Annotated in this window: 23 protein-coding genes and 1 pseudogene; 8 read left to right on the forward strand and 16 right to left on the reverse strand. The window is 61.4% G+C overall.

Translation table 11 applies throughout. The features are described from left to right. Nucleotides 1–48 precede the first annotated feature (48 nt). The 4 genes from pal to ftsH all read left to right on the forward strand — a co-directional run bounded on the left by pal (nt 49) and on the right by ftsH (nt 4669). Nucleotides 49–567, forward strand: coding sequence for a peptidoglycan-associated lipoprotein Pal (gene pal, locus P1U55_RS06265; protein WP_301046671.1), 519 nt, complete (start codon nt 49–51; stop codon nt 565–567). A gap of 4 nt (nt 568–571) precedes the next feature. After that, nucleotides 572–1426 carry a tol-pal system protein YbgF gene (gene ybgF / locus P1U55_RS06270; protein WP_301046672.1) on the forward strand — a complete coding sequence of 285 codons (855 nt, stop codon included), beginning with the start codon at nt 572–574 and terminating at the stop codon, nt 1424–1426. Beyond that, nucleotides 1423–2667 (forward strand): tRNA lysidine(34) synthetase TilS, encoded by a 1245-nt coding sequence (tilS, locus tag P1U55_RS06275; protein ID WP_301046673.1) that lies wholly within the window; start codon nt 1423–1425, stop codon nt 2665–2667. Before ybgF ends, tilS begins: the two co-directional genes overlap by 4 nt. Before the next feature lie 82 nt (nt 2668–2749). Continuing rightward, nucleotides 2750–4669: an ATP-dependent zinc metalloprotease FtsH gene (gene ftsH, locus P1U55_RS06280; RefSeq protein WP_301046675.1), complete on the forward strand. Its 1920-nt coding sequence runs from the start codon at nt 2750–2752 to the stop codon at nt 4667–4669. Between the two features lie 22 nt (nt 4670–4691). Here ftsH and P1U55_RS06285 read toward each other — a convergent pair whose 3' ends face one another. After that, nucleotides 4692–5537: a hypothetical protein gene (locus P1U55_RS06285; protein WP_301046677.1), complete on the reverse strand. Its 846-nt coding sequence runs from the start codon at nt 5535–5537 to the stop codon at nt 4692–4694. A gap of 225 nt (nt 5538–5762) precedes the next feature. Here P1U55_RS06285 and P1U55_RS06290 point away from each other — a divergent pair, with 225 nt between their 5' ends. The 3 genes from P1U55_RS06290 (at nt 5763) to folD (ending at nt 9213) form a co-directional block, all read left to right on the forward strand. After that, complete coding sequence (locus tag P1U55_RS06290) at nt 5763–6347, forward strand: MOSC domain-containing protein (RefSeq protein WP_301046679.1); 585 nt, start codon at nt 5763–5765, stop codon at nt 6345–6347. A 139-nt stretch (nt 6348–6486) separates the two neighbouring features. Further along, nucleotides 6487–8163 (forward strand): formate--tetrahydrofolate ligase, encoded by a 1677-nt coding sequence (locus P1U55_RS06295; RefSeq protein ID WP_301046680.1) that lies wholly within the window; start codon nt 6487–6489, stop codon nt 8161–8163. Between the two features lie 147 nt (nt 8164–8310). Further along, entirely contained in the window at nt 8311–9213 is a 903-nt protein-coding gene (folD, locus tag P1U55_RS06300) for a bifunctional methylenetetrahydrofolate dehydrogenase/methenyltetrahydrofolate cyclohydrolase FolD (RefSeq protein ID WP_301046681.1), read from the forward strand. On the opposite strand, the gene P1U55_RS06305 is transcribed toward folD, so the two are convergent. From P1U55_RS06305 to P1U55_RS06325, 5 genes are all read right to left on the reverse strand, one after another. After that, on the reverse strand, nt 9202–9438 hold the full coding sequence (locus P1U55_RS06305) for a hypothetical protein (protein WP_301046682.1): 237 nt from the start codon (nt 9436–9438) through the stop codon (nt 9202–9204). The two genes, folD and P1U55_RS06305, sit on opposite strands and share 12 nt — an antisense overlap. Before the next feature lie 131 nt (nt 9439–9569). Then, nucleotides 9570–10223 (reverse strand): ligase-associated DNA damage response endonuclease PdeM, encoded by a 654-nt coding sequence (gene pdeM / locus P1U55_RS06310; RefSeq protein ID WP_301046683.1) that lies wholly within the window; start codon nt 10221–10223, stop codon nt 9570–9572. Nucleotides 10224–10261: 38 nt separating this feature from the next. After that, nucleotides 10262–12667 (reverse strand): ligase-associated DNA damage response DEXH box helicase, encoded by a 2406-nt coding sequence (locus P1U55_RS06315; RefSeq protein ID WP_301046684.1) that lies wholly within the window; start codon nt 12665–12667, stop codon nt 10262–10264. 5 nt (nt 12668–12672) lie between these two features. Beyond that, nucleotides 12673–13287 (reverse strand): MarR family winged helix-turn-helix transcriptional regulator, encoded by a 615-nt coding sequence (locus tag P1U55_RS06320; RefSeq protein ID WP_301046685.1) that lies wholly within the window; start codon nt 13285–13287, stop codon nt 12673–12675. Between the two features lie 218 nt (nt 13288–13505). After that, nucleotides 13506–14816, reverse strand: a complete 1311-nt coding sequence (locus P1U55_RS06325) for an ATPase (RefSeq protein ID WP_301046686.1) — start codon at nt 14814–14816, stop codon at nt 13506–13508. 142 nt (nt 14817–14958) lie between these two features. Here P1U55_RS06325 and P1U55_RS06330 point away from each other — a divergent pair, with 142 nt between their 5' ends. Beyond that, nucleotides 14959–16581: a hypothetical protein gene (locus tag P1U55_RS06330; protein WP_301046687.1), complete on the forward strand. Its 1623-nt coding sequence runs from the start codon at nt 14959–14961 to the stop codon at nt 16579–16581. A gap of 5 nt (nt 16582–16586) precedes the next feature. Here the strand turns inward: P1U55_RS06330 and P1U55_RS06335 are convergent, their stop codons facing one another. The 10 genes and pseudogenes from P1U55_RS06335 to P1U55_RS06380 form a co-directional block, all read right to left on the reverse strand. Continuing rightward, nucleotides 16587–17087, reverse strand: a complete 501-nt coding sequence (locus P1U55_RS06335; protein WP_301046688.1) for a prepilin peptidase — start codon at nt 17085–17087, stop codon at nt 16587–16589. Between the two features lie 12 nt (nt 17088–17099). After that, nucleotides 17100–17957: a tetratricopeptide repeat protein gene (locus P1U55_RS06340; RefSeq protein ID WP_301046689.1), complete on the reverse strand. Its 858-nt coding sequence runs from the start codon at nt 17955–17957 to the stop codon at nt 17100–17102. 32 nt (nt 17958–17989) lie between these two features. Beyond that, nucleotides 17990–18442 (reverse strand): tetratricopeptide repeat protein, encoded by a 453-nt coding sequence (locus P1U55_RS06345; protein WP_301046690.1) that lies wholly within the window; start codon nt 18440–18442, stop codon nt 17990–17992. Nucleotides 18443–19001: 559 nt separating this feature from the next. Continuing rightward, entirely contained in the window at nt 19002–19718 is a 717-nt protein-coding gene (locus P1U55_RS06350) for an RES family NAD+ phosphorylase (protein WP_301046691.1), read from the reverse strand. Next, the gene (locus P1U55_RS06355) at nt 19678–20067 is read right to left on the reverse strand and encodes an antitoxin Xre/MbcA/ParS toxin-binding domain-containing protein (protein ID WP_301046692.1); all 390 of its coding nucleotides are present in this window, start codon (nt 20065–20067) and stop codon (nt 19678–19680) included. The genes P1U55_RS06350 and P1U55_RS06355 overlap by 41 nt, the downstream gene beginning before the upstream one ends. Before the next feature lie 439 nt (nt 20068–20506). Beyond that, a pseudogene (locus P1U55_RS06360) lies at nt 20507–20673 on the reverse strand (type II secretion system F family protein); the annotation flags it as partial. Nucleotides 20674–20716: 43 nt separating this feature from the next. Further along, entirely contained in the window at nt 20717–21532 is an 816-nt protein-coding gene (locus tag P1U55_RS06365; protein ID WP_301046694.1) for a formate/nitrite transporter family protein, read from the reverse strand. Between the two features lie 351 nt (nt 21533–21883). Further along, the gene (locus P1U55_RS06370) at nt 21884–22882 is read right to left on the reverse strand and encodes a type II secretion system F family protein (RefSeq protein ID WP_301046695.1); all 999 of its coding nucleotides are present in this window, start codon (nt 22880–22882) and stop codon (nt 21884–21886) included. Between the two features lie 10 nt (nt 22883–22892). After that, nucleotides 22893–23861, reverse strand: a complete 969-nt coding sequence (locus P1U55_RS06375) for a type II secretion system F family protein (protein ID WP_301046696.1) — start codon at nt 23859–23861, stop codon at nt 22893–22895. A 21-nt stretch (nt 23862–23882) separates the two neighbouring features. Continuing rightward, on the reverse strand, nt 23883–25349 hold the full coding sequence (locus P1U55_RS06380) for a CpaF family protein (RefSeq protein WP_301046697.1): 1467 nt from the start codon (nt 25347–25349) through the stop codon (nt 23883–23885). Nucleotides 25350–25366 lie beyond the last annotated feature (17 nt).

Below are 25366 nucleotides of genomic sequence, written 5' to 3' on the forward strand. Positions count from 1 at the left end.
CAGTAAAACGCCCGGCAACACGGGCGAAACGGTGGAGAGGCAGCCGAGATGAAGAATATTCTCGTGAAATCCGGGCTTATCGCCCTTGCGGTGGCCGTTTCGGCCTGTACCGATGCGGGCCGGTTTGGAGCCGGCGGAGCAAATGACGGGGCGGGCGCGAACGCCGGCGGCGCGGGGTATGACAGCGTGAATGACCCGAGTTCGCCCGCGTATTTCCAGCAGAATGTGGGCGACCGCGTCCTGTTTTCGGTGGATCAGTCAACGCTGTCGCCGCAGGCGCAATCAACGCTTGATGGGCAGGCCACCTGGCTGGCATCCAACCCGAGCTATTCGGCCATCGTGGAAGGCCACGCCGATGAGCAGGGCACGCGGGAATACAACCTTGCCCTCGGCGCACGCCGCGCCAATTCGGTTCAGGAATACCTGATTTCGAAAGGGGTCGCGGGCTCGCGGCTGCGCACGGTGTCTTACGGCAAGGAACGGCCGATCGAGGTGTGCTCGACCGAGGTGTGCTACGCCAAGAACCGCCGCGCAGTGACGGTACTTTCGGCTGGTCAGGGCTCGTAAGACGATGATCCGGAGGCTGCTCTTCGCTGCGCTCATCGCGTGGCCCGCTGCACCGGCACTGGCGCAGAGCCAGGCTGAAACGCTGGCTGACATCCGCCAGGAGCTTTCGGTGGTGTTTGTGGAAATCCAGAAGCTCAAGCGCGAGCTATCGACCACGCAGGGGGCCGGTGGTGTATCGTCGGCTGGATCGGTGTTGGACCGGGTGAACGCGATTGAGGCGCAGCTTCAGGCGCTGACCTCGCGCACCGAGGAGATGCAGAACCGGATTGACCGGGTGGTCACCGATGGCACCAACCGGGTGGGCGACCTTGAGTTTCGCGTTTGCGAGATTGAGCCGGGCTGTGACTTTGGTGAGATTGGCGACACGTTGCCAATTGGTGGCGAGGCACCGGCGTCGAGTGGCGGGAGCAACAACAGCACCGCCGCGATTGCGCCTGTGACGGGCAGCGAACCCTCCTCTGGCGGCCCCGCGATGGCCGTGGCCGAGCAGGCCGATTTCGACCGGGCGAAGGAGGCCCTCGACTCTGGTAGCTTTCAAAGCGCCGTTGACCTCTTTGCGTCCTTTACCGAAACCTATCCGGGCGGACCGCTGACCGGGTCGGCGCATTTTTACCGGGGCGAAGCGCTGATGGAGCAGGGCGAAACGGCCAAGGCCGCGCGTGCCTATCTGGAGAGTTTTTCCGGTGATCCGCAGGGTCCGTTGGCGGCCTCGGCGCTGCTTCAGCTTGGCAGCACCTTGGCTGAGCTGGGCCAGACGAGCGAGGCTTGTGTGACCCTGGGCGAAGTGCAAACACGCTTTCCTGATGGTGATATGGCCTATGAAGCAGGCGCGAAACGGCGCGCCATTGGCTGCAATTGAGCCTAGAGGCCCGGGTCGGTGCGGCGTTTGATGCGCTGTTTCCGGACGGGCCACCCGCTTCCCTTGGTATTGCGATTTCTGGCGGTGGTGACAGCACGGCGCTGTTGCTTCTGGCCCGCGCCTGGGCGCCTGATTGCGCCCTGAAGGCGGCGACGGTTGACCACCAGTTGCGCGATGGGTCGGCAGCAGAGGCCGCGCGGGCGGGCAAGCTTTGTGAAGATCTGGGCATCGCGCATGAGGTGCTCGAATGGGGCGGCTGGGCCGGGGAGGGCAACCTGCAAGACGCCGCCCGCGCCGCCCGCCGTGCCTTGCTGGCCGACTGGGCCGAGCGCGAAGGGCTGCGCCATGTGGCGCTGGGCCACACCCTTGATGATCAGGCCGAAACCGTGCTGATGCGGCTGGCGCGTGGATCCGGGGTGGATGGCCTGGCGGCGATGCGCCGCGCGGTTGCGGGGCAGGGGATCATCTGGGTGCGACCGTTGCTGGACGCCACGCGCGAGGAGTTGCGCGCCTGGCTGGAGGCGCGGGGTATGGACTGGATTGACGATCCGTCAAACGAGGATCCGCGTTTTGACCGGGTGAAGGCGCGCAAGATGACGGCGCAGCTTTCGGCGCTGGGCCTCACCCCGGAGCGGCTGGTGCGCACGGCGGGGCAAATGGCGCTGGCGCGGGATGCGCTGGAAGAGATGGCGCGGCGCGCGGTGGCGCAGCACGTAAAGGTGGATCGTGGTGATGTGCTGCTGGCGCATGACCTGGCCGATGAGCCAGAGGAATCCCGGCTGAGGATCACCGCCGATGCGCTGGGCTGGGTGGCCTCGGCCCCTTATCGCCCGCGCTACGATTCGCTGCGCGCCGTTTTGCACACCCTTGAGCGCGCGCGCCAAACCACGCTGCATGGCTGCCTCCTGACCCGTGAAAAAACCCACACCCGCATAGCGCGGGAGTATGCTGCCGTGACCCATGCGGCAGGGCTGCCATCGGCGCCTTGGGATGGGCGCTGGAAGCTTGATGGCCCCCGGCCCGCAGCGGGCAGCCATATTGCGGCGCTGGGTGAGATCGGTTTGGCAGAGTGCCCCGACGCCAAGGCAAGCGGCCTTCCCCGCAACTCGCTTATGGCCAGTCCGGCGCTTTGGAACGGCGAGCGGCTTCTTGCCGCGCCCCTGGCCGGAAAGCCCGCTGGATACACCGCGCGCCTGCTTTTGTTACATCAACACCTTGTTTCCGCGACACTGTCGCATTGAACCCCGGCCCAAAAACCTTATGTTGCACCGAGTGCTGCGCAAAGTGGCATGACCTGCATCCATACCGGGAGGTTGCTGCCCCATGGGCAACGCACGTAATATCATTTTCTGGGTCCTGCTGTTTGGCCTGATCCTTTTGCTCTTTCAGATGTTCTCGAACGGCGAGTCGACGATGTCTTCGCGCAATCTGAGCTACTCCGACTTCGTGGAAGCCGTTGAGAAGGGCGAGGTGAGCGAGGTTGTCATCGACGGCGAGGACATGCGCGTGACCACGTCGGACAACACGACCTACACCACCATCATCCCGCCCTCGGTGGATGCCAGCGAAGTGCTGCTTGAGAACGATGTGGAATTTACCGCCAAGGCACAGCAGCAAAACGGGCTGCTTGCCTATGTTGGCACGCTGCTTCCGTTCATCATCCTGATCGGCATCTGGATTTTCCTGATGAACCGGATGCAGGGCGGCGGCAAGGGCGGCGCGATGGGCTTTGGCAAATCCAAGGCCAAGCTGCTCACCGAAAAGCACGGGCGCGTCACCTTTGACGATGTCGCTGGCATTGATGAGGCCAAGGAAGAGCTTGAAGAGATTGTTGAGTTTCTTCGCAACCCGCAGAAATACTCGCGCCTTGGGGGCAAAATCCCCAAGGGGGCGCTGCTGGTGGGCCCTCCGGGCACCGGTAAAACGCTGCTGGCGCGAGCGATTGCAGGTGAGGCGGGTGTGCCGTTCTTCACCATCTCCGGCTCTGACTTTGTGGAAATGTTCGTTGGCGTTGGTGCGAGCCGCGTGCGCGATATGTTTGAGCAGGCCAAGAAGAACGCGCCTTGCATTGTGTTCATCGACGAGATCGACGCTGTTGGCCGGTCGCGTGGCGTGGGATACGGCGGCGGCAATGACGAACGCGAGCAAACGCTGAACCAGCTGCTGGTTGAGATGGACGGTTTTGAGGCTAACGAAGGCATCATCATCGTTGCTGCGACCAACCGGCCCGACGTGCTGGACCCGGCGCTGCTGCGCCCCGGCCGCTTTGACCGTCAGGTGCAGGTGCCCAACCCCGATATCAAGGGCCGCGAGAAGATCCTTGGCGTCCATGCCCGCAAGGTGCCGCTTGGCCCCGATGTGGACCTGCGCATCATCGCGCGCGGCACGCCCGGTTTTTCGGGTGCCGATCTGGCGAACCTTGTGAACGAGAGCGCGCTTATGGCCGCCCGCATCGGCCGCCGCTTTGTGACGATGGAAGACTTTGAAAACGCCAAGGACAAGGTCATGATGGGGGCCGAGCGCCGCTCCATGGTGATGACCGAAGACGAGAAAAAGCTTACTGCGTATCACGAAGCTGGCCACGCTGTTGTGGGCCTTTATGTGCCGCAGCATGATCCGATCCACAAGGCTACGATCATCCCGCGCGGCCGTGCGCTGGGTTTGGTGATGAGCCTGCCGGAGCGCGACCAGTTGAGCGTGACCTACACCAAATACACCTCCAAGATCGCCATGGCGATGGGCGGCAAGGTCGCCGAAGAGCTGAAGTTTGGCAAAGAGAACGTCACCTCGGGGGCGACCTCGGACATCCAGCAGGTGACCAAGATCGCCCGCGCGATGGTGACCCAGTTTGGCTTTGACGATGAGTTGGGCCATGTTGACTATGCCAATGAGCAGGACAGCTACCTTGGCAATTATGGCGGTGGCACCAACCATTCTGGCCACACCCAGAAGCTGATCGACGAGAAGGTGAAAGCCCTTGTTGATGAGGGGTACCAAACCGCCAAGCGCGTGCTCACCGAGCACGGCGACGAGTGGGAGCGGCTTGCGCAGGGCTTGTTGGAATACGAAACCCTGACCGGCGCCGAGATCACCAAGGTGATGAAGGGCGAGCCGCTCAATCGGGGTGACGATGATGATGGCGCATCGGGCGAGACCGATGACAAACCCTCGCTGACGGCGATCCCCAAGACCAAACCAAAGCCCAAGGGCGGCGGCGGGATGGAGCCAGAGCCTTCGGCATAAGCTTCCCTGACGGTTTAGAAGATCAAGAGCTCGCCGCCTCGGCGGGCTCTTTTTCTGCTCTCCAATCAAGGTAACTGAGAGTCAGAATGACGATCGTTATCGGGATACCGAAACAGGAAAAGATGAAACCGGCTATGACCTCGCCCCAGAGGAAGCCGGGATCATTGAAACTGGTGAAGCTCCAATAGAGCAACCGCTTCACCAGAACTTCCAGCAGGAAATAGGCGATGCCTTCCAGCAGCAGCAGGGCCATGAGCATAGAGCCTGCGCGGTTGAACCCGGCCCAGAGCCCACGCCAGAAAGGCAGCCGGTCTCCGAGTGCCGCTGCAGGGAAACCGAACCCGAATAGCGTTGCTGCGACCTGGAAGGAGAAGCCTGGCAGGTAGTCATGAACGAGAGTGTAGGCCCAAACTGAGATCATGAACACGCGCTCGTTCTGTATCCCAAAAAAGGCCTGGTCGAAAAGGATGGGCAGCCCCCCTCCCAGCACTACAAAAACCGCGAGAACGGGGAGGGCGACGACCAGAACATTCAGCAGATAGCGCCCCCGGTTTTGCCGGATGACGAGGTGCTTTAGTTGCAGGGGCGTGCCGGGGCTGGCGACGCGGCGGTGCCAGGCGATGGCATGAGGGGCCCCGAGAAACAAAACTGCGGCAAAAAATACGGCAGCCGCTGCCGCTACCATGGCGTAATAGGCCGCTCCTGGCATGCCCAGAAGAGCGCCCACATTCCCGTTAATCCAGTTTGCCAAGCCGTATATCAGTGCGGCCATGATCAATAGGAAAGGCACGGTCAGCATCGCCACCAGATGCAGATTGCTGAAAACAGCTCCGAATGCCCGGCCAAACAGCTTGATACCTTTACGCATTTTCACCCAATTTCAGCAAGTTCTCTACACCCTACTCAGCTGAGCCTTGGGGGCAACCGAGTCGGCGTCGTGCGGCGGAAGTGTGACAAGTTGGTGCGCGGGAAGGCTGTCAACGCGGCTGCTGGCTGGATTGCTGCCTTTCAAGTCCGCTTTCCCTTTCCCTTCAAGCGGGGCTTCTTTACCCTCGAAACGGCACGTTAAAATAACAGGTTGAGGGAGGCCGTTATGGCCGGATTGGTGAAGATCGAAGCAACGGCAACGATCACGTGGCTCGGCCATGTGGAGAGCCGTGAGGCGACGCTGCGTTCAGTGCCGCTGGAGCGGATGGTTCTTGGGTTTGAGGGGCCGCAGGGGGAGGATCACGGCGGGTTTATGCGCCCGTCCTGCTCGCGCGTGCTGGCGCTTTACCCGGAGCGCGGCACCGAGATCCGCAACACCCGGCAACTTTCGATCATCTCGGCGGAAGAGTTGGAAGAGATACGCCAGTCTCTTGGGTTGGAGGGCTTGCCGCCCAGCTACCTTGGGGCCTCTATCGTGGTGAAGGGGCTCAGGGATTTCTCCCATATCCCGCCGGGCACGCGGCTTCAGGCACCCTCGGGGGCGACGCTCACCGTGGATGTTGAGAATGGCCCCTGCAACCTGCCTGCCCGCGAGATCGAGGATGATCATCCGGGTCACGGCAAGGGCTTCAAGGCGGCGGCCAAGGCCAAGCGCGGGGTCACCGCTTGGGTGGAGCGGCCCGGCGAAATCGCGATTGGTGAGCGTTTTTCCCTGTTTATCCCTGATCAGCCCGCCTGGGCGGGGCCGTAAACCACAGGGGCCGGACTGGGGAAGTTGACCCAACGGGCTGCCGATTTCGCCGCGCTTTATGTCGTAAAACAGCCCTGTGCGGGGGCAGAGCAGGCGTAGCATCCGGCCCAACACCTTCACGTGCGAGAGGAGCCACGAGATGAGCGTGATGTCCGACATCGAGATTGCCCGCGAGGCCAGGAAACGCCCGATCCAGGAGATTGGCGCCGGCCTTGGCATCCCCGAGGCGGAGCTGATCCCCTATGGCGATGACAAGGCGAAGGTGCGGGCCGGGTTTATTGAAAGATTGCAGGAGGGCGAGAACGGCAAGCTCATCCTCGTTACCGCGATCACCCCGACCCCGGCGGGCGAAGGCAAAACCACCACCACCGTCGGCCTTGGCGATGGGCTGAACGCGATTGGCAGGAAAACGGCGATCTGCATCCGCGAAGCCTCGCTCGGGCCGTGCTTTGGCATGAAGGGCGGTGCGGCTGGGGGCGGCTATGCGCAGGTGGTGCCGATGGAGGAGATGAACCTCCACTTCACCGGCGATTTTCACGCGATCACCAGCGCGCATAACCTGCTGAGCGCGATGATCGACAATCACATTTACTGGGGCAATGCGCTTGAGATCGACGAGCGCCGGGTGGTTTGGCGCCGGGTGCTTGATATGAATGACCGGGCGCTGCGCGATGTGGTCACAAGCCTTGGCGGCGTGGCGAACGGCTTTCCGCGCCAAACGGGGTTTGACATTACCGTGGCCTCCGAGGTGATGGCGATCCTCTGTCTTGCGCGCGATCTGGCCGATCTGGAGCGGCGGCTGGGTGATATTATCGTGGCCTATACCCGCGAGCGCACACCGATCACCTGCCGGGACATCAAGGCCGATGGCGCGATGACGGTGCTGCTGAAGGACGCCATGCAGCCCAACCTGGTGCAGACGCTGGAGAACAACCCAGCCTTTGTGCATGGAGGCCCGTTTGCCAATATCGCCCATGGTTGCAATTCGGTGATTGCCACGACAACCGCGCTGAAGCTGGCGGATTTCGTGGTGACGGAGGCCGGGTTTGGCGCCGATCTGGGGGCGGAGAAGTTCATGAACATCAAGTGCCGAAAAGCCGGCCTTGCGCCTGATTGCGTGGTGTTGGTGGCAACGATCCGCGCGATGAAGATGAACGGTGGTGTCGCCAAGGCCGATCTTGGGCCAGAGAATGTGAGTGCGGTTGAGGCGGGTTGCGAAAACCTTGGCCGCCATATTCAGAACCTCAAAGGCTTTGGCGTTCCGGTCGTGGTGGCGATCAACCACTTCACCTCTGATACCGAGGCCGAGGTTGCCGCCGTGCAGGCCTATGTGGCGCAACAGGGCAGCGAGGCGATCCTTTGCACCCATTGGGCCGATGGCTCGAAGGGCACCGAGGCGCTGGCCAACCGCGTGGCCCAGATTGCCGAAAGTGGCGCAGCGCAATTTGCCCCGCTTTACCCTGATGGGATGCCCCTGTTCGAGAAGATCGAAACCATTGCCCGGCAAATTTACCGCGCCGACGAAGTGCTGGCCGACAAGAAGATCCGCAACCAGCTGAAGGCATGGGAGGCGGCGGGCTATGGGGATTTGCCGATCTGCATGGCCAAGACGCAATACAGCTTTTCGACCGATCCAAACCTGCGCGGCGCACCAACCGGGCACAGCGTGCCGGTGCGCGAGGTGCGGCTCTCTGCCGGAGCGGGCTTTGTGGTGGTGATCTGCGGCGAGATCATGACGATGCCGGGCCTGCCGCGCCGTCCCTCGGCCGAGAATATCGGGCTTGGCCCGGCGGGCGAGGTGGAAGGGCTGTTCTGACCCGCCGGATTTACCGCGCATAGCCAACCTGCGCCTGAGATGGGCGCGGGCCATCGGGCGGGCTGCGCCGGTTTGCTGGTCATTTGCCTTTTCAGCCCCGTCCGCATCGGGCATATCGGGCAAAAGCGGATGGAGAAGGATACTGCCATGAGCGCCACGATCATTGACGGAAAGGCTTTTGCAGCTAAGGTGCGCGGCAAGGTGGCCGAGCATGTGGCGCGGCTGCAAAAGGACCATGGGATCACCCCCGGCCTCGCGGTGATCCTCGTGGGGGAAGACCCGGCCTCGGCGGTTTATGTGCGCAACAAGGGCAAGCAAACGCTTGAGGTTGGGATGGCGAGCATTGAGCACAAGCTGCCCGCCGATGTTTCGCAGGACGAGCTTTATGCGCTGATCGACAGGCTGAATGGCGATCCGCAGGTGCATGGGATCTTGTGCCAGTTCCCGGTGCCCGACCATCTTTCAGAAACCGAGATCGTGGCGCGGATTGATCCGGCCAAGGATGTGGATGGGCTGCATGTGATCAACGCTGGGCTGCTGGCTACGGGTCAGCGGGCGATGGTGTCCTGCACGCCGCTCGGCTGCCTGATGATGCTGCGCGATACGCTGGGCTCGCTTTCTGGCCTTGATGCGGTGGTGATTGGCCGCTCCAACCTTGTGGGCAAGCCGATGGCGCAGCTGTTGCTGGGCGAAAGCTGCACCGTGACCATTGCCCACTCGCGCACCAGGGATTTGCAAAGTGTGGTGGGGCGGGCCGACATTGTGGTGGCCGCCGTGGGCCGCCCCGAGATGGTGCCGGGCGCGTGGATCAAGGAGGGGGCCACGGTGATTGACGTGGGCATCAACCGCATCCCGGCCCCCGAAAGGGGCGAGGGCAAGACGCGGCTGGTGGGCGACGTGGATTTTGCCAGCGCCGCAGAGCGCGCCGGGGCGATCACGCCGGTGCCGGGCGGGGTGGGGCCGATGACCATTGCCTGCCTGCTCGCCAACACCGTGACAGCCTGTTGCCGCGCCAACGGGCTGCCAGAGCCAGAAGGGTTAACGGCCTGATCGCAAGTGAATTTCTCGCGCAATCGCGGCGCGTTCCTCACTGAGCGCCCCTTCAATAGCGAAGGCCGGGTCAACAACGGCTCCGGGGTCTTCCTGGCCGTCCCGCATGGCACTGTCGAGCCAATTTATAATCTCGTCGCGTGAGCGCCCTGCAATGAGCAGAGCGAGCACTTGGCGCAGCGCAATCATGCGCCCTTCAAGGATGGGATCGGGGGTGTGGGCCATGTGGTTCTCCTGTGTCTGATCGGTTGTCAGACAGGAAGATAGCGCGAATTTTGCCGGGATCATGGTGCCTGACGTGCGCGCGCCGTGGTGGTGATAGGGGGTGGCCCGCCAAGCGGGAAGATTGCCAAGCCTTAAAGCGGCACGGCAAGCGCCTGCGGGCCGGTCAGAACGGCGATAGCGCGGGTGGCAAAGAGAGCGCGAAGCGCTGGGGTGTGGGCGCGCAGCCCGCCGGTATAGGCGCCAAAGGCGGGCAGGATCAGGCGCGTTTCATCATAAAGAAACGCAGGCCGCGAGGTGCCTGCGCGGGGCAGGCGGTGTTTGGGGTGGTAATGCCCCGAAACCTCGCCGGGTGCGCAGCCGGGGCGGGCGATATGGCGAAAGGTGAGGCCTGCTGCGTGATGCTCGCCCAGATGGGTGCCGCCAAGATCAACCGGGCCGGGATCATGGTTGCCCTCGATCCAAAGCCATTGCCGCCCGGCCTGCATTGACTGTAGCCGCAGGCGCATTTCGTCGGGAAGGGAGAGGGCGGCATCAAGATCATCAAAGCTGTCGCCAAGGCACACGACGGTTTTAGGGGCGAGGGCCGAAACCTCTGCTTCCAGCCGCTCCAGCGTGGCTTGCGTTTCATAAGGGGGAAGCAGGGAACCGCCGCGCCGCGCCATCCGCTCAGATTTGCCCAGGTGCAGATCGGAGACACAGAGCAGCCGCTGCGCAGGCAGCCAGAGGGCGCCGGTTGGGCGGGCGTGCAGGGCGGTGCCAGCGAGGGTGAAGGCATGGGCGTTCATGCTGTGTTCCTGCGGTAAATGCGGCGATTGTGCAAGGGCTAGGGTGCAAGGCCCGCCTTGGCCATCAGCGCGGCGGCTTCCTCGGCGGCGAGCCTTTCACGGCCCGCACCAGCCACTGGCACCTTGCCCACCTCAAGCAGCAGAGGTGCGGCCATTGGGGTCACGCGATCCAGCGTCAGGTGATCGACGCGGCCCGCAACACGCGCCAGCATTTCCTCGACCCGGCCAAAATCAACCAGCCCTTTCATGGCCTCTTCGCGGGTGATCTGCATGAGCAAGTGATCGGGATCGTATTTGAGCAGCGTGTCATAGAGAATGTCTGACGAGAAGGTCGCCTGCCGCCCGTTTTTGCGGCTTTGCGGTAGGTTGCGCTCGATCAGCCCGGCGATGCTGGCGGAGGCGCGAAAGGTGCGTTTCATCACCGCGTTTTGCGCGAGCCAGCCTTCCAGCGTGTCGCGCAGCACCTCGGGGGCGAGCAGGGGGGCGGCATCTTGCACCGGCTCCAGCCCCCAGATCAGCGTGGCATAATCGGTGGCCACAAAGCCTAGCGGATCAAGGCCCAGCTCCTCCATCTGGCGGGTGATGAGCAGGCCGAGGGTTTGCTGCGCGTTGCGCCCGGCGAAGCCGTAAAAGCAGGTGTGCGCACGGCCGTCATGCGGGAAGCTCTCAACTAAAAGCCGGTCGCCACGGGGCAGGCGGGAGGTATCCCGTTGCAGCGCGAGCCAGTCCTGAATGCCCGGTGGAAGGGTCGACCAATTGCCGTGCAGCAGTGCCAGAATGCGCTGGGCGAGGCGGGTTGAGGCGGCGAACTTGGTGCCGCCAAAAACGGCAATCTTAGGCGCGCGCGAGGCGGCGCGGGATACCTGCACGGTGAGCTCCTTCAGCCCTACATATTGCACGATCTCACCGCCGATCAGAAAGGTATCGCCCTCGGTGAGAGAGGCAGCGAAGGCTTCTTCAACCTCGCCCAAGGGTTTGCCACCGCGCCCGCGCAGGCGGACCTTGAGCAGTTCGCTGTCCTGAATGGTGCCGATGTTCATGCGGATGCGCTGGGCGGCGCGTGGATCCCGCAGGCCCCAAAGTCCCTCGCGCTGCATCAGCTTTTGCCAGCGATCATAAGCCTTTAGCGCGTAGCCGCCGGTGGCGGCAAAATCGAGGCAGGCCTCAAAATCTGCGCGGGGAAGGGCTGCGTAAGCCCCGCAGGACGTGACCTCGGCGTAGAGATCATCGGCGGCAAATGGCCCGGCGCAGGCGCGGATCAGGATGTGCTGGCAGAGCACATCGCGCGGCCCCGGCCCGCGTGGCTCCCCATCCAGATCATGCGCGGCGGCGGCATCCAGCGCGGCTTGGCATTCGAGCACCTCAAAGCGGTTGGCGGGCACCAGAAGGGCCTTGGAGGGCGCGTTGTAACGGTGGTTGGCGCGGCCGATCCGCTGCACGAGGCGCTTGACGTTTTTCGGCCCGCCGATCTGGATGATGAGATCAACATCGCCCCAATCAATCCCCAGATCGAGGGTGCCGGTGCAAACGATGGCCCGCAGATCCCCCGCCACCATGGCCGCCTCGACCTTTTGGCGCTGTTCGCGCGCAAGGCTGCCGTGGTGGATGGCGATCGGCAGGGCCTCATCATTGGCGAGCCAGAGGGCATGGAAGAAAATTTCGGCCTGAGCGCGGGTGTTGTGAAAGATCAGCGTGGTGCGGTGGGCCTTTACGGCGGCAAGCACCTCGGGCAGCGCATAGGCCCCGCCGCCGCCCGCCCATGGGGGGGCTTGGGCGGTGGTGAGCATGGCGATATCCGGCGGCGGGCCGGGATCGGCCATGAGCACCGGGCAGGGATCGGGGTGGCGGGCCAGCAGGGAGGCGAGAGCGGGCGGGTCTTCAACCGTGGCGGAGAGGCCCACGCGGCGCAGGCCCGGCGCGAGGGCCTGAAGGCGGGAGAGGGCCAGCATCAACTGATCGCCGCGCTTGCTTTCAGCGAGGGCGTGGATTTCATCGACCACCACCCGCGACAGGCCTGCAAAGATGCGCGGCGCGTCCTCATAAGAGATCAGCAGCGCGAGGGATTCCGGCGTGGTGAGCAGGATATGGGGCGGATCGGCGCGCTGGCGTTTGCGCTGGGTGGCCGAGGTATCGCCGGTGCGGTCCTCGATGCGAACGGGGAGGCTCATTTGCTCGACCGGGGTGCGCAGATTGCGCGAGATGTCGGCGGCCAGCGCCTTGAGCGGTGAAATATAGAGGGTGTGCAGCCCTTCATGCGTGCCGTCCGCCAGCTCGATCAGCGAGGGCAGGAACCCGGCCAGCGTTTTGCCGCCGCCGGTGGGAGCGATGAGCAGTGTCGCCGGGTCTGCCGCGCGCGCAACCATGTCCAACTGGTGGGGGTGGGCCTCCCAGCCTTTGCGGGCGAACCATTCGGCAAACTGTGGCGGCAGGGGCGTATCAGCCATGCGGGTCAGCCACGATCCTCGCGCTCGGAGGCCAGATCAACCAGGCTTTCGCGCAGGGCGTTGATTTCGCAGGCGACACGACCGGACGGATCATCCGGGGCGTCGGACCATGCCGCAAATTGTTCCAGCATCGGGATAAACGTGGCGATCTCTGCCTCGCTCCAGCCTTGGAGAAAATGGCCCAATGCCACAAACTTGAAGGTGCGCACCGCCTGCACGATGCGGTCGCCGTTGGGGGTGACCTTGAGCGTGGCGCGGCGGGCATCCTGCTGGCTGACGCCGCGTTCGACCAGCCCTTTGCGGATCAACTCCGAGGCCAGACGAGAGGCGCGGGAGGGATCAATCCCGAGCCGGGTGGCGATCGTGCCCACCGTGGTTTCGCCGCGCGAGCCTTCGCCGAACTCGTTGGCAGGCGCCCAGACAGCGAAGAGCGCATCGAGCTGCGGCATTTCGATTGGCAAGCCCAGCTCAGAAACGGCGCGCACGCCAAGCTCCCGCTTGCGCACCCGGCGGCGCCACACTTGCAGGATCGCATCCAGTTCCAGCGCGCCTTCCGCGCGGATTTTGCTGACCCCCAGTTCGGTGAGTTTTTGCTTTACGTCGGTGTCACGCTCACTCAAGGGGCACTCCCGGTTTATGTGTTCAACACATAGATGCACATGACATTTATTTACTTCAAGGGACTGGCAGTGGCAGGGCGGGAGTATGGCGATGAGTGTCGCGTGCAAAAACAGGGTTTTGGGAGGGCGACGCCCCGGCCCGCAAAGCCCTTTACCACGTCAAATGGCGCGGGGCTGATCCAGACCCGCGCCATTTAAATATACGCCATGCCCACCCGTTAGTGGATGATGACCTCTTCCTTGACGAACATGTTGGCCCAAGCGCGGTCAATCAATTCGGGAGACATCTGATAAGGGATGCCCTCAAACTCGCAAATGGCAATCATCTGGTCGATCAGGAAGATCGGCTGGTAGTTGGCATAGATGTTATCAATCGTCGGATACTTCTCCTTGAGGAGGTAGATCAGCGCATCCTGGTCCAGCGGCACACCGCGCTTTTTGGCGACCATGGCGAAGATTTTCAGGTAGTCCTCCTGCTCCGGCCCATCAATCTTGATCTTGAAGAAGATACGGCGCAGGGCCGCTCTATCGAAGATCTCGTTGGGGTGGAAGTTGGTCGAGAAGATCACCAGCGTATCAAAGGGCACCTCAAACTTTTCGCCCGATTGCAGGGCGAGAATGTCTTTGCTTTCTTCGAGCGGCACAATCCAGCGGTTGACCAGCGATTGCGGCGGCTCAGCCTGGCGGCCAAGGTCATCGACGATGAAGATGCCGCCGGTCGACTTGAGCTGGAGCGGTGCCTGATAGGTGCGGGCTGTCGGGTTGTAAACGAGATCGAGCATCGACAGTGACAGCTCACCACCGGTGATCACCGTGGGGCGGTCACAGCGCACATAGCGGGTATCGAACCGGCCCGAGGTGCGGCGCAACGAATTTGGATCATCGGCCTCTTCTGCAACGGCGGTGTGCACGATCGGGTCATAAACCGTGATCACCTGACCGGCATATTCAATGGCGCGGGGGACGAAGATCTTGTCGCCCATGGCATCGCGGATCCCGTTGGAGATGGAGGATTTGCCGTTGCCCGGCGGGCCATACATCAGGATCGACCGGCCAGCAGAAACCGCCGGGCCGAGGTGATCGAGCAGCGCATTGGGCAGCACGAGGTGGCCCATCGCCCCGACGAGCTGTTCGCGGGTGATCTGAATGTTGCGGATCGACTGGCGCTTGACCTGCTCGTTATAAACCTCAAGCGGCACAGGCATGGCCCCGAAATACTCGGACTGCGCCAGCGCATCCAGCGTGCGGGACTTGCCTGCATCGGTAAGCTGATAGCCCATCTCACCCGTGCCGCCGGCCTGCATCGAGCCGGTGGCTTCCACCAGCTTTTGGGTGCGGGCCAGATCAACCAGTTCCTGCGTCACCGGGATCGGCAGGCAGATATTGGGTGCCAGTTCAGCTACGGTGTCGATGTTCTTGCGAAACATTGTTTTGAGGACGATGTCGCGCATCATCACGATGGGCAGTTGCATGTCTTCCAGCCGCTTGGGCGCTGGAGGCGCGATTACATTGCCTACTTCCATATTCATCACGGTCACCTGCTCGTTTTTTCATCCGCGTCTCACGAATTTTCCCACACCATTGCCGCAATACGGTCAAACCCGGCAGCGATAGCATTGGTCAGCAGGATTGTGCCCGGGTAATGTGGCCGAAAAATGGAAGCGAGCGGTGATGAATAAGACAAACGCAGGTGGAGTGTTCGTGTTTTTGGTGTTGGTTCTGGCTGTAGAAGCGGGGCTATCATTGGCACGGGGCGCGCTTTTCGTGGGCAAACACGAGGGCGATATGCTCCACCTTCTGGAGATCACCTTTCGGATGGCCGAGGGCGAGTGGCCGCATCTTGATTTTGCGACACCCATCGGTGTGCTGGCCTTTGCGCCGATTGCGCTGTTCGTCAAAATGGGCAGCGGTATCGGCCACGCGATCCTTTATGCGCAGGTGTTGGTGGGCGCGGCGCTGGTGCCGCTGGCGTGGCGTGCGGGCATCTCGCGGCTCACCGGCTGGTGGCCCTACGTCTTTGGCGCGGTGGTGATCGTGCTGGCGACAGCGCTTGTTCATGGCGAGGCCGAGCAATCGGTTTCCATGTCAATGCATTACAACCGCTGGGCCTGGGCTGCGGCCTTTCTGGCGCTGCTCATAGCGGTGCTGCCGCCGGTTGAATCCCGCCGCAACCAGGTGGCCGATGGCATCGTGGTGGGCCTTGCGCTTGCGTTCATGGCGCTTTGCAAGATCACCTTTTTCGCGGCCTTCGTGATCCCCGTTGTGCTGGGCCTTCTGGCCCATCACCAACGCAAGACTCTTTGGGTCGGTCTGCTCACTGGCCTTGCTGTGGCTCTCTTGGTGACGGTGCTTGCCGGCCCCGGATTTTGGCTGGCTTACATGCGCGATTTGCTTTGGGTGGCAGGCTCGCCGGTGCGGGCAGCGCCGGGGGCGGGTTTTGGCTCTGTCGTTTCAGCCCCGGCCTATCTTGGCGGCTCGCTGGTGGCGCTGATCGGGGTTGTCCTGCTGCGGCAAGCGGGCAAGGCGGCAGAGGGCATGGTGCTGCTGTTTCTGGTGCCGGGCTTCTTTTACGTGACCTACCAGAACTTCGGCAATGATCCGCAATGGCTGCTCCTTTTGGGGATCATCCTGTTTGCGGCGCGTCCCTCGAAGGACGTGAAAGGCAGCCACGGCTGGGATATGCACAATGCGGTGGGGCTTGCAGGAGCGGCCGCCTTTGCGATGACGCTGCCGTCTGCCTTCAACCTTACCTACAGCCCGTTGCGCCACATCGGGCAAGACGAAAGCCTGTTTGCGCCGATGCTCCCCCGGTCACAGCTTCACAGTGATCTGAAAACCGCCAAGATCCGCTCCTACCGCGCCAACATGCGCATGCCGATGGACGAGGTGAGCGAGGGCATGGCCCACTATGCCGAAATGGTGGAGCGCGACCCGGTTGGCGAGGTCAACGGCGAAGAGATGCAAGCCTGCGAAATCCTGTTGGGCTTGCCAGCCTGGCTCGACAGTATCGCGCAGGAACTTGAGAGCGCGGGCTACAGCGGCACGCGTATTCTTTGGGCTGATCTGTTTTCGTCGATCTGGCTATACGGGGATTTCAAGCGGTTGGAGAACGGCGCACCCTGGTATTATGGCGGCCTGCCGGGCATCGACAGCGCGGATTATGTGCTTGTGCCACATTGCCCCGTGGTGCCCAAGATGCGCCGCTTGGTGTTGGAAGCCATGGAGACGCGCGGCATCAAGCTGAACGAGGTGCATCGCACCCCGCTTTTCATCCTGTTCGAGAAGGGTGAATAGCGCGCTCAGGCGGTGCCGAATTTGGCGGCCAGCGCAAGGTAGGCCGCCATTGAAGCGCCAAGCGCAAGCCCCATGGGGAAATCCTTGCGCGTCCAGCTCTCCCAGTGGGGCGCGAGGCGGCGCACCGCCGGGATGGCCCGTGCGGTGCGGTGGGTAATGAAAGCCGCCAGCATGACGGCGGCAAAAAGCAAGAGCACCGAAAAGAGATCACCAACCACGATGAAGGGCGCCATCGCGGCAGCAAACTTGGCGTCACCGGCCCCGACGAGACCAACCATATTCATGAAGAAGCCCACCACGAGGACCACGATAAGGTGCAGCCAGCGCCAGGCGTAGTCTTCAAACGGCAGCACGAAGATGCCGACCACAGCGAAAACCACGACCATCGCCATAACCGCGAGGTTCGGGATTTTCATCCGCGCCATATCGGAGAAGGCCACGTAAAAGCAGATTGGCCCAACGAAGGCGAGAAACCAGGCGCTGGCGGTGGCCGGGGCGATTAGCATCAGCGCACCGGGTCAGTTTTGGACGTTGGTTTCCAAGGCCCGTAGCGAACGCACGGCGGCCTCGAAATGCTGTGGATGGCTATCAATCGCTTCTTGCAACAGGCCTTTCCCGATCTCGACATCCCCTTGCTTGACGGCCGTCAGCGCCAGAGTGTGCAACAGTTGCGCCCGCTCGACTTGGCTCATCTTAACGATGGGAAGCTGATAGTTGCGCTGGGCACCACGGGCGAGAACGAGGTTGTTCTTGGCGGTGAAAAGCTCGGGGTCATACTGAATGGCCTCGACGAACAGCTTTTCGGCGCCCTTGAAATCCTGGCGAGACAGCTTGGAATAGCCCCAGTTGTTGAGCACACCGGAAGGCTTGGTCGTGAGGCCAACGGCGGTTTCATAGAAGCTGTCGGCCTTCTTCCACTCTTTGTTGCTGTCGGCGATCATCGCCTCAAGACGGTAGCGTTTGTAGGTTTCATGGGTGGGGGGCACGGCATCCAGAACGGCCTCGGCCTCTTTCCAATCGCCGTTGCGCAGGAGGGCGTCGGCATAATCAACCTGATCATCCGGGGTGCTGCCCTCGTGTTTTACAACGGCTTTCCATGCGCTGACGGCCTCGGTGTTTTTCTTGGCGCGCACCAAAGAGAGCGCAAGGCCGCGTTTGAGATCAAGCCGCTTGGGGTTTTCTTTGACGGAGCGTTTGAAATAGGCGACGGCCTCGTTCGGGTCCGCCACGGTGAGCATGATGTCCGACAGGCCGTTCTCATCAATCGCGTTCACCGAGGCCATGGCCCGGGACACTTCGCCATCGGCGGATTTCTGGCAACCGGAAAGCGCAAGGGAGCCCGAGAGGGCCAGGAAAATAAGGGAAGTGTGGCGCATTTTTCTGCGTCCTTTACTGCTCGATCTCTGCCTCACGGTGTGCTGAGCAGCAAGTACCTGCCGCTGCCCCGGCGCACCAAGTCGAAATTTGTTTCTTGTTCTTGATCAAAACCATAGCCGGGGATTTTTACGCGATCCATAGCCAGCTTCAGGTTTTTCTTGATCTCGGCGGATTTGCCACTGTCCAACGCAAAGGCGATGCGGAAGACGCGGGCGGCTTCTCCGGGGTGGTTTTGTTCCATCAGGACGACGCCCAGATTGTTCCAGGCGGGGGCGAAGGTTTCGTCGGCGGTGGTGGCGCGGCGGAGGAGTTCTTCGGCCTGATTGAGGCGTCCGAGCTTCAGATTTACACTGCCGAGTGCGGAGAGCACATCAACGGTTAAACCCTGCTCGCCACCGGCGCGCAGATAGGCGGTGAGGGCGAGCTCATACTCGCCCGCGGCCATGAGGCGGTGGCCCACGATCAACCCATCGGGATCTTCCATGCTGCGGGCCTCTTTGGAGGCCTTCGCGCCTTGATTCAAAGGCGAAAGCGCATCGGTCCCGCAGCCAGCAACGGGCAGCAGGAGAAGGGCCACGAGGGGGCCGGTGGTGAGGGTTTGCATGGGTGACAGGAGACTGCTCTGCCGATTGTTGTTGTTTGGCGAAAGGATGCGCAGAGGCACGCGCCCTGACAAGCCTGCTTGCGACCGTGAGGCGGCGGTAGGGGCAAAAAGGTAACAGGGGAGACCGATGGGGCAGGAAAGAGCCGTTAACCGCAAAAAGCAATGGGGCACAAGCGATGCACAAGTGATGCACAACCCATGCATAGGGGGTTTTGGGTTTAGGGATTAAGATAATGGGGCGTTCGGTGGGGGGAGGGACGGAAACTGGAACTTCGCAGCTTTCTGCACGAACGGCAGCTGTGCGCAGGAAGCGAGCTTTACAAAGTCTGGTGTTGCGGTCCTAACGTTGCCAGTGATGGTTTGGGAGGACGTTTGACACGCGGTTAAACAATCAACCAACACGGTCGCAAATGTGAACTTCGAAATACGCTTCATGCGCTCACGCGACAAACTCGAAGACCGCATTTGGAGATTGACAATATGCTGTTGCGCTCTCGCCGTTTGCCAAAATACGCCAAGTTTGCATTTGGAGTGGTTTAGGTTTCGCAAAGGCTGCACAGGACAGTACGTTCACGTTCTTGCGGCCATGCTGATCGCGCACCGAGCGTGAAAGGATAACTTCGACACCAGCCTCACGGGCCGTCTCCGCAAGAGTCTGGCATGGGCCGTAATCCGTCTGACGGGTCCAAAACTCTTCGTACTGAACGAAAGGATCGGCGGTCAGGTCGAGTGCGAATGGTGTTTTCACATCAACTTGGAACGCTGTGTACTCTGGCGCATTTTCAGGCGCCTCAAGACCGGGGCTGTCTTGGTAGAACTTCATTCTATAGTGCGCCAACTCCGCAACGGCAGTTTCATATTCCTGCGCAGCATAAAAGACACCGTCCGTCATGCCAGCTGGACGAAAACGCGAGCCATGTGGGTAGGGTCGATAGCGAAACGGGGTAAACAAAAGGAAATTTAAATGCCGACACGATTCTGGCACCTTAGGTTTGCTCTCGTCCAGAATTTCGTCAAGGATATTCTGCTCGTGCACGTTCTCAACAAGTTTGCGTGTTGAGATGATATTTTGGGCTTCAACCAGCCGCCAAGCTTTCCCTTCCCATGGCTTTGCCTCAAATCTTAGCTCGCTGGGCGTCCAAGTAGGTAACGACATTCATCAGTCCTGTCAGGTTTTTGACCATAGCAGCAGGTACGCCGCTCAAAGCCATGTTTTCATTGCGCATCCAGTTTAAATTTACACGATCTTCACCGCCTGTAATGGCGTCAAGGGAACGGAAGATCCTTAAGAAGATCACAGCGATCTCATAGTCTTTCTGACCTTCTTTCAGTATGTGCGTCCCCTTCATGATACGGGATGCGGTTGATTTGCTTACGCCCAGAATGTCTGCCAACTCTGACTGGGTGAATTCCAGTTTCTGAACGGCTTTGCATAATGCAGACGTTACGACACGTTCGCGCTCGTCATTCTGAGCGCCATTTATAGTAGCCTTTCTCACACTCATGTCTCCTGATCGGGCCTTTGCGGCTCATTTGTTCTTATTGATTATTGGTTTCGACTATTCAGCAGGGCGCCTCCCCCTTGTGCCTTGTGAGATAAACATAGGATAAAGTTTCCGAGGAAACAACCAAAAAGGCCTGTCGCTAGCAAATTTCACGAACTTGGGGCTGAAAAGACAAAGTTTAAAATAGGACCTCCGTTTTGACCAAGAATTACGGCAACGGTGCGAATTTACGCATCGCCGTCGTTCACGCCGGACGCGGCGAAGGTCTGGTTTCCGCGCGGAGCTGTAGGGTATCCATGTCCGCTTCAAGGATGGAAGCAGTCATTGGACGTGTTTCGCACCAACGGCAGCTAAGGGCCGTTCCGGACTGTTGACCGTCAACAATAACCCCCGCCCTTCTTCCGAAGGACGGGGGTTTTAGCTCCAACACTCTGTGCGATCAGAAGAAGGTCACGTTCGAGAGGGTTTCGTAGGTCTGGTAGACCGAGGGGCCGATGAGGATGATCATCAGGGGGGGACGGTGAACATCATGGTGCCGAGGGTCAGCTTGGTGGGCAGGACGTTGGCCTTTTCTTCGGTGCGCATCATCCGTTTGTCGCGCATCTCGTCGGGGTGCGGCAGGGATCAGGCGGTGCGGAGCTGACGGCGCCTAGATTTCTTCGCGCACCTGCGCGTAGGTCAGCGCGGCGAAGATGCCCGTGCCGCCCAGAACATTGCCAGCCAGGGCGGGAAGGATGCCGTTGAAAACCGCGGGCAGGAGGCCGAGGTCTCCGTTGAAGACCAGCACCAACAGCTCGGTCGAGCCCGCAACCACATGTGACATGCCGCCAAGGCCGATGATGTAGGTGACGATCACGATCATCAGCACCTCACCGGCATCCTCCATCCGCGGCAGGATCCAGACCAGCGCGGCGATCAGGAAGCCCGCCGGAATGCCCCAAGCGAAATGCTGGAACGCGGTCGCTTCGGCGTAGTGGCGCGAGATTGCGAGGATGCCCTCGAACCGCGCATCGGGCACGATGTGACCGTGCACCAGCACCAGCGCGGCGACGAGGCAGCCGACGAGATTGGCCGTAAAGACAATCCCCCAGAGCCGTGCGGTCCGCGCGAAGTTGTGCCGCGTCGGCTCAAGGAACAGTGGCAGGATCGGCGTGATCGTGTTCTCGGTGAACAGCTGCATCCGCGCGAGGATGACGATCAGAAAGCCGATGGTATAGCCGAGGTTTGTTATCGCCGCCGCCCAGTCGGAATGGGGCAGGACAGACGCCAGAAACCCCTTGGCCAGCACGGATGTGCTGATGGCCAGCCCGGCGGCGACACCCGACCACCACAGCGCGCTCGCAGGGCGCAACAACTCGTGCTCGCCCTCTCGGCGGATCGCCTCGAAGATGACCGAGGTCGGGACGTTTTCGTAGGCGTTCACCTGTACTTGTTCGCTGTGATCGAGATCAGCTTCCTTGGACATCGTACAATTCCCCTGTGGTCAGAATTTCATATCCTGAAAATGCTGCCTTGCGGCCAGAAATCGGGGCAAACCAAAACGATCACGCCTCCGTGTCGCCCATTAACTAGATCGGCAACGGCTGGCCACCACTTTTGCGTTTGGTTGCGTCGCGTTCGTGCCGGTTTTTGAGCCGTAAAATGCGGTTTGCGTTGTGCTGGTGGAACGAATGTTCGCAATTAACGGTGCTGTCGTAGCCTACCTTTATCGCGCCGGGTGAGGGGCGTTGGCCGGCTTCAGCCGTTCGATGGGCGCAGGCAAAACCCCCGCCCTTCTTCCGAAGGACGGGGGTTTTAGCGCCAACACTCTGAGCGATCAGAAGAAGGTTACGTTCGAGAGGGTTTCGTAGATCTGGTAGACCGAGGGGCCGATGAGGATGATCATCAGGGGGGGGACGGTGAACATCATGGTGCCGAGGGTCAGCTTGGTGGGCAGGACGTTGGCCTTTTCTTCGGCGCGCATCACCCGTTTGTCGCGCATTTCATCGGAGAAGACGCGCAGGGCGTCGGCGATGGATGTGCCGAACTGGGCGGATTGGATCATCACCGTCACGAAGGAGGCGATGTCGGGGACGCCGCAGCGCTCGGCCATGTCCTTGAGGACGTTGGTTCTGTCTTTACCGGCTTTCATCTGGTGGGCGACCATTTCGTATTCTTCGGCGAGTGCCGGGTAGCCCTGTTTGATCTCCTTGGAGACGCGGATGATGGATTGGTCGAGCGATTGGCCGGCTTCGACGCAGACGAGCATCATATCGAGGCTGTCGGGGAAGCCTTCAATGATTTCCTGCTGGCGTTGTTGCACGCGGCGGTTCACCCAGTAGCGGGGGATGTAGTAGCCCACGGCGCCGGGGATCACGACCATCATGACCAGTTTGGCGGTGGTGACATCGCCGGTGCTGGAGCTGATGATGGCAAAGAGCAGGCCGATCAGCAGGAAGATGATGCCGAGGGCGAACTGCATGAAGTGGTAGATGCGCACGGCGTTCTTGGTGCGGTAGCCGGCCTGGATCATTTGCAGCTTGGCGGCTGACAGCTCTTCATCGTTTTGCGGTTCGAGGAAGTTGGCGAATTTGTCGAGCTTTTCGGCGTTCTTGTTGGTGCCGTTGCGCAGCTTGGCCTTGGGGATTCCGGCGTCGGCCTTGCTGGCGCGGCCTCCGGTGCCCTTGAGGCGGTCCATCGGATCTTCCTCGCGTTTGAGGAACATCGGCAGGGTGAGCAGCACGAGGAGGAGGCCGAGGGCGCCGATGGCGTAGAGTGGCCCGAGTTCACCGAAGGTGCCGGTGAGCCAGTCGCTGGCGGTTTGCATGAATTCCATTGCTCTGACCTCAGACTTTGATGTTCACCATGATCTTCATGAAGATCACGTTGACCAGGAGGAAGGTGCCGACGACGAGGCAGGCGGGGATGAAGGCGGCGGTGTCTTTCACGTCATCGTAGTAATCGGGTTTGATGACGTTGATCATGATGATCGCGAGGATCGGGAACATCGACAGGAACATGCCGGACCATTTGGCTTCGGCGGTGATGGCCTTCACCCGGCGGAACAGTTTGAAGCGGGCGCGGATCACCTTGCTCAGGCCTTCGAGGATTTCGGCGAGGTTGCCGCCCGATTGCTGCTGGATGGTCACGGCCACCGCGAGGAAGCGGAGGTCTTGCATGTCCATCCGTTCGGCGAGGTCCTTGAGCGATTCCGAAACGTCGCGGCCATAGGCGCTTTCATCGGCGATGATGCCGAATTCGGTGCCAAGCGGGTCTGGCACCTCTTTGGCGACGATGTTCACCGCGGCAGAGAAGGGGTGGCCCACGCGCAAGCTGCGCACCATCAGTTCAACCGCGTCGGGGAGTTGCTCCTCGACCAGCGACATGCGCTTCTTGGCCTTTCGGTTGATCCAGACGTAGACGCCGCCGACACCCATGACGATGGCCACCACCAGACGCACGCCGAAGCCTGCGGTAGAGGCCACCGAGAGCGCCCCGAAGGCGACAACGGCGAGGGCCAGCATGATGCCGACGAGAGCGCCGGGGGTGAAGGCGATGTTGGCCTTTTGGGCCTTGTTGGCGAGGATCGAATAGAGCGGGATGCTCTTGGACGCCATGTGCTGCTTCATCTCCTTGCGGAGCTGTTCGAGCACTTCCTCGCGATTGCCGCCTTTTTCCATCATGTCGAGGCGGCGGTTGACCTTGCTGTTAAGCGAGATCGACTTGCCGAAAACCACGAGATAGAGGCCTTCGACCATCACGATCACGGCCACGAAGATCAGGCCATAAATGAGCGGTTCTGCTGAGATTTGCATGACGCGGTTCCCCGATCTTTCTTACTGCGCGGCGATGGGTTCGAAGATCGAAGCGGGCAGGTTGTAGCCCCACGACTTGAACCGATCAGAATAGGCAGACCGCACGCCGGTGGCGTTGAAGCGGCCAATGATCTTGCCATCAGCCGCAAGGCCGAGGCGCTCGTAGCGGAAAATTTCCTGCATCGAGATGACTTCACCTTCCATGCCGGTGATCTCGGTGATCGAAACCATGCGGCGTGAACCGTCCTGCAAGCGCGAGGCCTGCACGATGACGTTGACGGCCGAGGCGATTTGCGAGCGCACCGCCTTCAGCGGCATCTCGATGCCGGCCATGGCGATCATGTTTTCAAGACGGGACACACCGTCGCGCGCCGAGTTGGCGTGGATCGTGGTCATCGAGCCATCGTGGCCGGTGTTCATGGCCTGGAGCATGTCGATCACTTCCTCGCCACGGGTTTCACCCACGATGATCCGGTCCGGGCGCATCCGCAGGGCGTTTTTCAGGCAGTCGCGCTGGGACACAGCGCCTTTGCCTTCCACGTTGGCGGGGCGGCTTTCCATCCGGCCCACATGCGTTTGCTGGAGCTGAAGTTCGGCCGTGTCCTCGATGGTGAGGATGCGCTCGTCATTGTCGATGAACGACGACAGCGCGTTGAGCGTGGTGGTTTTACCAGAGCCGGTACCGCCGGAGACGATGATATTGAGGCGGCAGGACACGGCGGCCTGAAGATAGGCGGCCATCTCTTCGGTGAAGGCGCCGAATTTCACAAGGTCATCGACGCCCAGCTTCTCTTTCTTGAACTTACGAATGGAGACGAGGCTGCCATCCACCGCGATCGGCGGGACCATCGCGTTGAAACGCGAGCCGTCTTGCAAGCGGGCGTCAACATAGGGGGTGCTTTCATCGACGCGGCGACCCACCGCCGACACGATCTTGTCGATGATGCGCAGCAGGTGCTTTTCGTCTTTGAAGGTAATGTCGGAGAGCGAGAGCTTACCGGCGCGTTCCACGAAGATCTGTTTGGGGCCGTTGACGAGAATATCGTTCACGTCATCGTCCTTGAGCAGCGGCTCAAGCGGGCCAAGGCCGGTGACCTCGTCAAACAGGTCCTGATGCAGGGTTGCGCGCTCTTCCTTGTTGAGCACAACGCCAAGCTCTTCGAGGGCCTCGGCGGAAATGGCGACGATCTCTGATTTGAGGTCATTGTCTGAGGCGGTTTCAAGCGCGGCGAGGTTGAGGTTATCGAGCAGCGCCTTGTGCAGCTCTACCTTGACCTCGGCCAGCTTGTTCTTGCGCTTCTTTTCCTTGTCCTCCGGGGCCGCCTGCGCGGCAACCTGCGTGCGCTTGGGAGCCATGGCGGCGCGCTGGATCTTTGGCGCGGCGGCCACCGGAGCGGTGGCGGGCGCCGCCTCAGGCGCAGCAGCCGGCGCGGCGCGATTGGCGGCGGGCCGGGCTTTTTCGGTGGGTTTCTTGTAACGCGAGAACATGGATACGTTTCCTTTTG

This window comes from Vannielia sp. (assembly GCF_029212645.1).
Taxonomy (GTDB): Bacteria; Pseudomonadota; Alphaproteobacteria; order Rhodobacterales; family Rhodobacteraceae; genus Vannielia.

What these genes read in the sequence shown, in the direction of transcription:
- P1U55_RS06335 (WP_301046688.1), bottom strand. Translation starts at nt 17,087, where the DNA reads ATGCTAATCGCCCCGGCCACCGCCAGCGCCTGGTTTCTCGCCTTCGTT.
- P1U55_RS06365 (WP_301046694.1), bottom strand. Translation starts at nt 21,532, where the DNA reads ATGTCCAAGGAAGCTGATCTCGATCACAGCGAACAAGTACAGGTGAAC.
- P1U55_RS06325 (WP_301046686.1), bottom strand. Translation starts at nt 14,816, where the DNA reads ATGAATATGGAAGTAGGCAATGTAATCGCGCCTCCAGCGCCCAAGCGG.
- P1U55_RS06285 (WP_301046677.1), bottom strand. Translation starts at nt 5,537, where the DNA reads ATGCGTAAAGGTATCAAGCTGTTTGGCCGGGCATTCGGAGCTGTTTTC.
- pal (WP_301046671.1), top strand. Translation starts at nt 49, where the DNA reads ATGAAGAATATTCTCGTGAAATCCGGGCTTATCGCCCTTGCGGTGGCC.
- P1U55_RS06305 (WP_301046682.1), bottom strand. Translation starts at nt 9,438, where the DNA reads ATGGCCCACACCCCCGATCCCATCCTTGAAGGGCGCATGATTGCGCTG.
- P1U55_RS06330 (WP_301046687.1), top strand. Translation starts at nt 14,959, where the DNA reads ATGAATAAGACAAACGCAGGTGGAGTGTTCGTGTTTTTGGTGTTGGTT.
- pdeM (WP_301046683.1), bottom strand. Translation starts at nt 10,223, where the DNA reads ATGAACGCCCATGCCTTCACCCTCGCTGGCACCGCCCTGCACGCCCGC.
- P1U55_RS06315 (WP_301046684.1), bottom strand. Translation starts at nt 12,667, where the DNA reads ATGGCTGATACGCCCCTGCCGCCACAGTTTGCCGAATGGTTCGCCCGC.
- P1U55_RS06290 (WP_301046679.1), top strand. Translation starts at nt 5,763, where the DNA reads ATGGCCGGATTGGTGAAGATCGAAGCAACGGCAACGATCACGTGGCTC.
- P1U55_RS06350 (WP_301046691.1), bottom strand. Translation starts at nt 19,718, where the DNA reads ATGTCGTTACCTACTTGGACGCCCAGCGAGCTAAGATTTGAGGCAAAG.
- P1U55_RS06355 (WP_301046692.1), bottom strand. Translation starts at nt 20,067, where the DNA reads ATGAGTGTGAGAAAGGCTACTATAAATGGCGCTCAGAATGACGAGCGC.
- ftsH (WP_301046675.1), top strand. Translation starts at nt 2,750, where the DNA reads ATGGGCAACGCACGTAATATCATTTTCTGGGTCCTGCTGTTTGGCCTG.
- P1U55_RS06375 (WP_301046696.1), bottom strand. Translation starts at nt 23,861, where the DNA reads ATGCAAATCTCAGCAGAACCGCTCATTTATGGCCTGATCTTCGTGGCC.
- P1U55_RS06345 (WP_301046690.1), bottom strand. Translation starts at nt 18,442, where the DNA reads ATGGAAGATCCCGATGGGTTGATCGTGGGCCACCGCCTCATGGCCGCG.
- folD (WP_301046681.1), top strand. Translation starts at nt 8,311, where the DNA reads ATGAGCGCCACGATCATTGACGGAAAGGCTTTTGCAGCTAAGGTGCGC.
- P1U55_RS06380 (WP_301046697.1), bottom strand. Translation starts at nt 25,349, where the DNA reads ATGTTCTCGCGTTACAAGAAACCCACCGAAAAAGCCCGGCCCGCCGCC.
- ybgF (WP_301046672.1), top strand. Translation starts at nt 572, where the DNA reads ATGATCCGGAGGCTGCTCTTCGCTGCGCTCATCGCGTGGCCCGCTGCA.
- P1U55_RS06340 (WP_301046689.1), bottom strand. Translation starts at nt 17,957, where the DNA reads ATGCGCCACACTTCCCTTATTTTCCTGGCCCTCTCGGGCTCCCTTGCG.
- P1U55_RS06295 (WP_301046680.1), top strand. Translation starts at nt 6,487, where the DNA reads ATGAGCGTGATGTCCGACATCGAGATTGCCCGCGAGGCCAGGAAACGC.
- P1U55_RS06370 (WP_301046695.1), bottom strand. Translation starts at nt 22,882, where the DNA reads ATGGAATTCATGCAAACCGCCAGCGACTGGCTCACCGGCACCTTCGGT.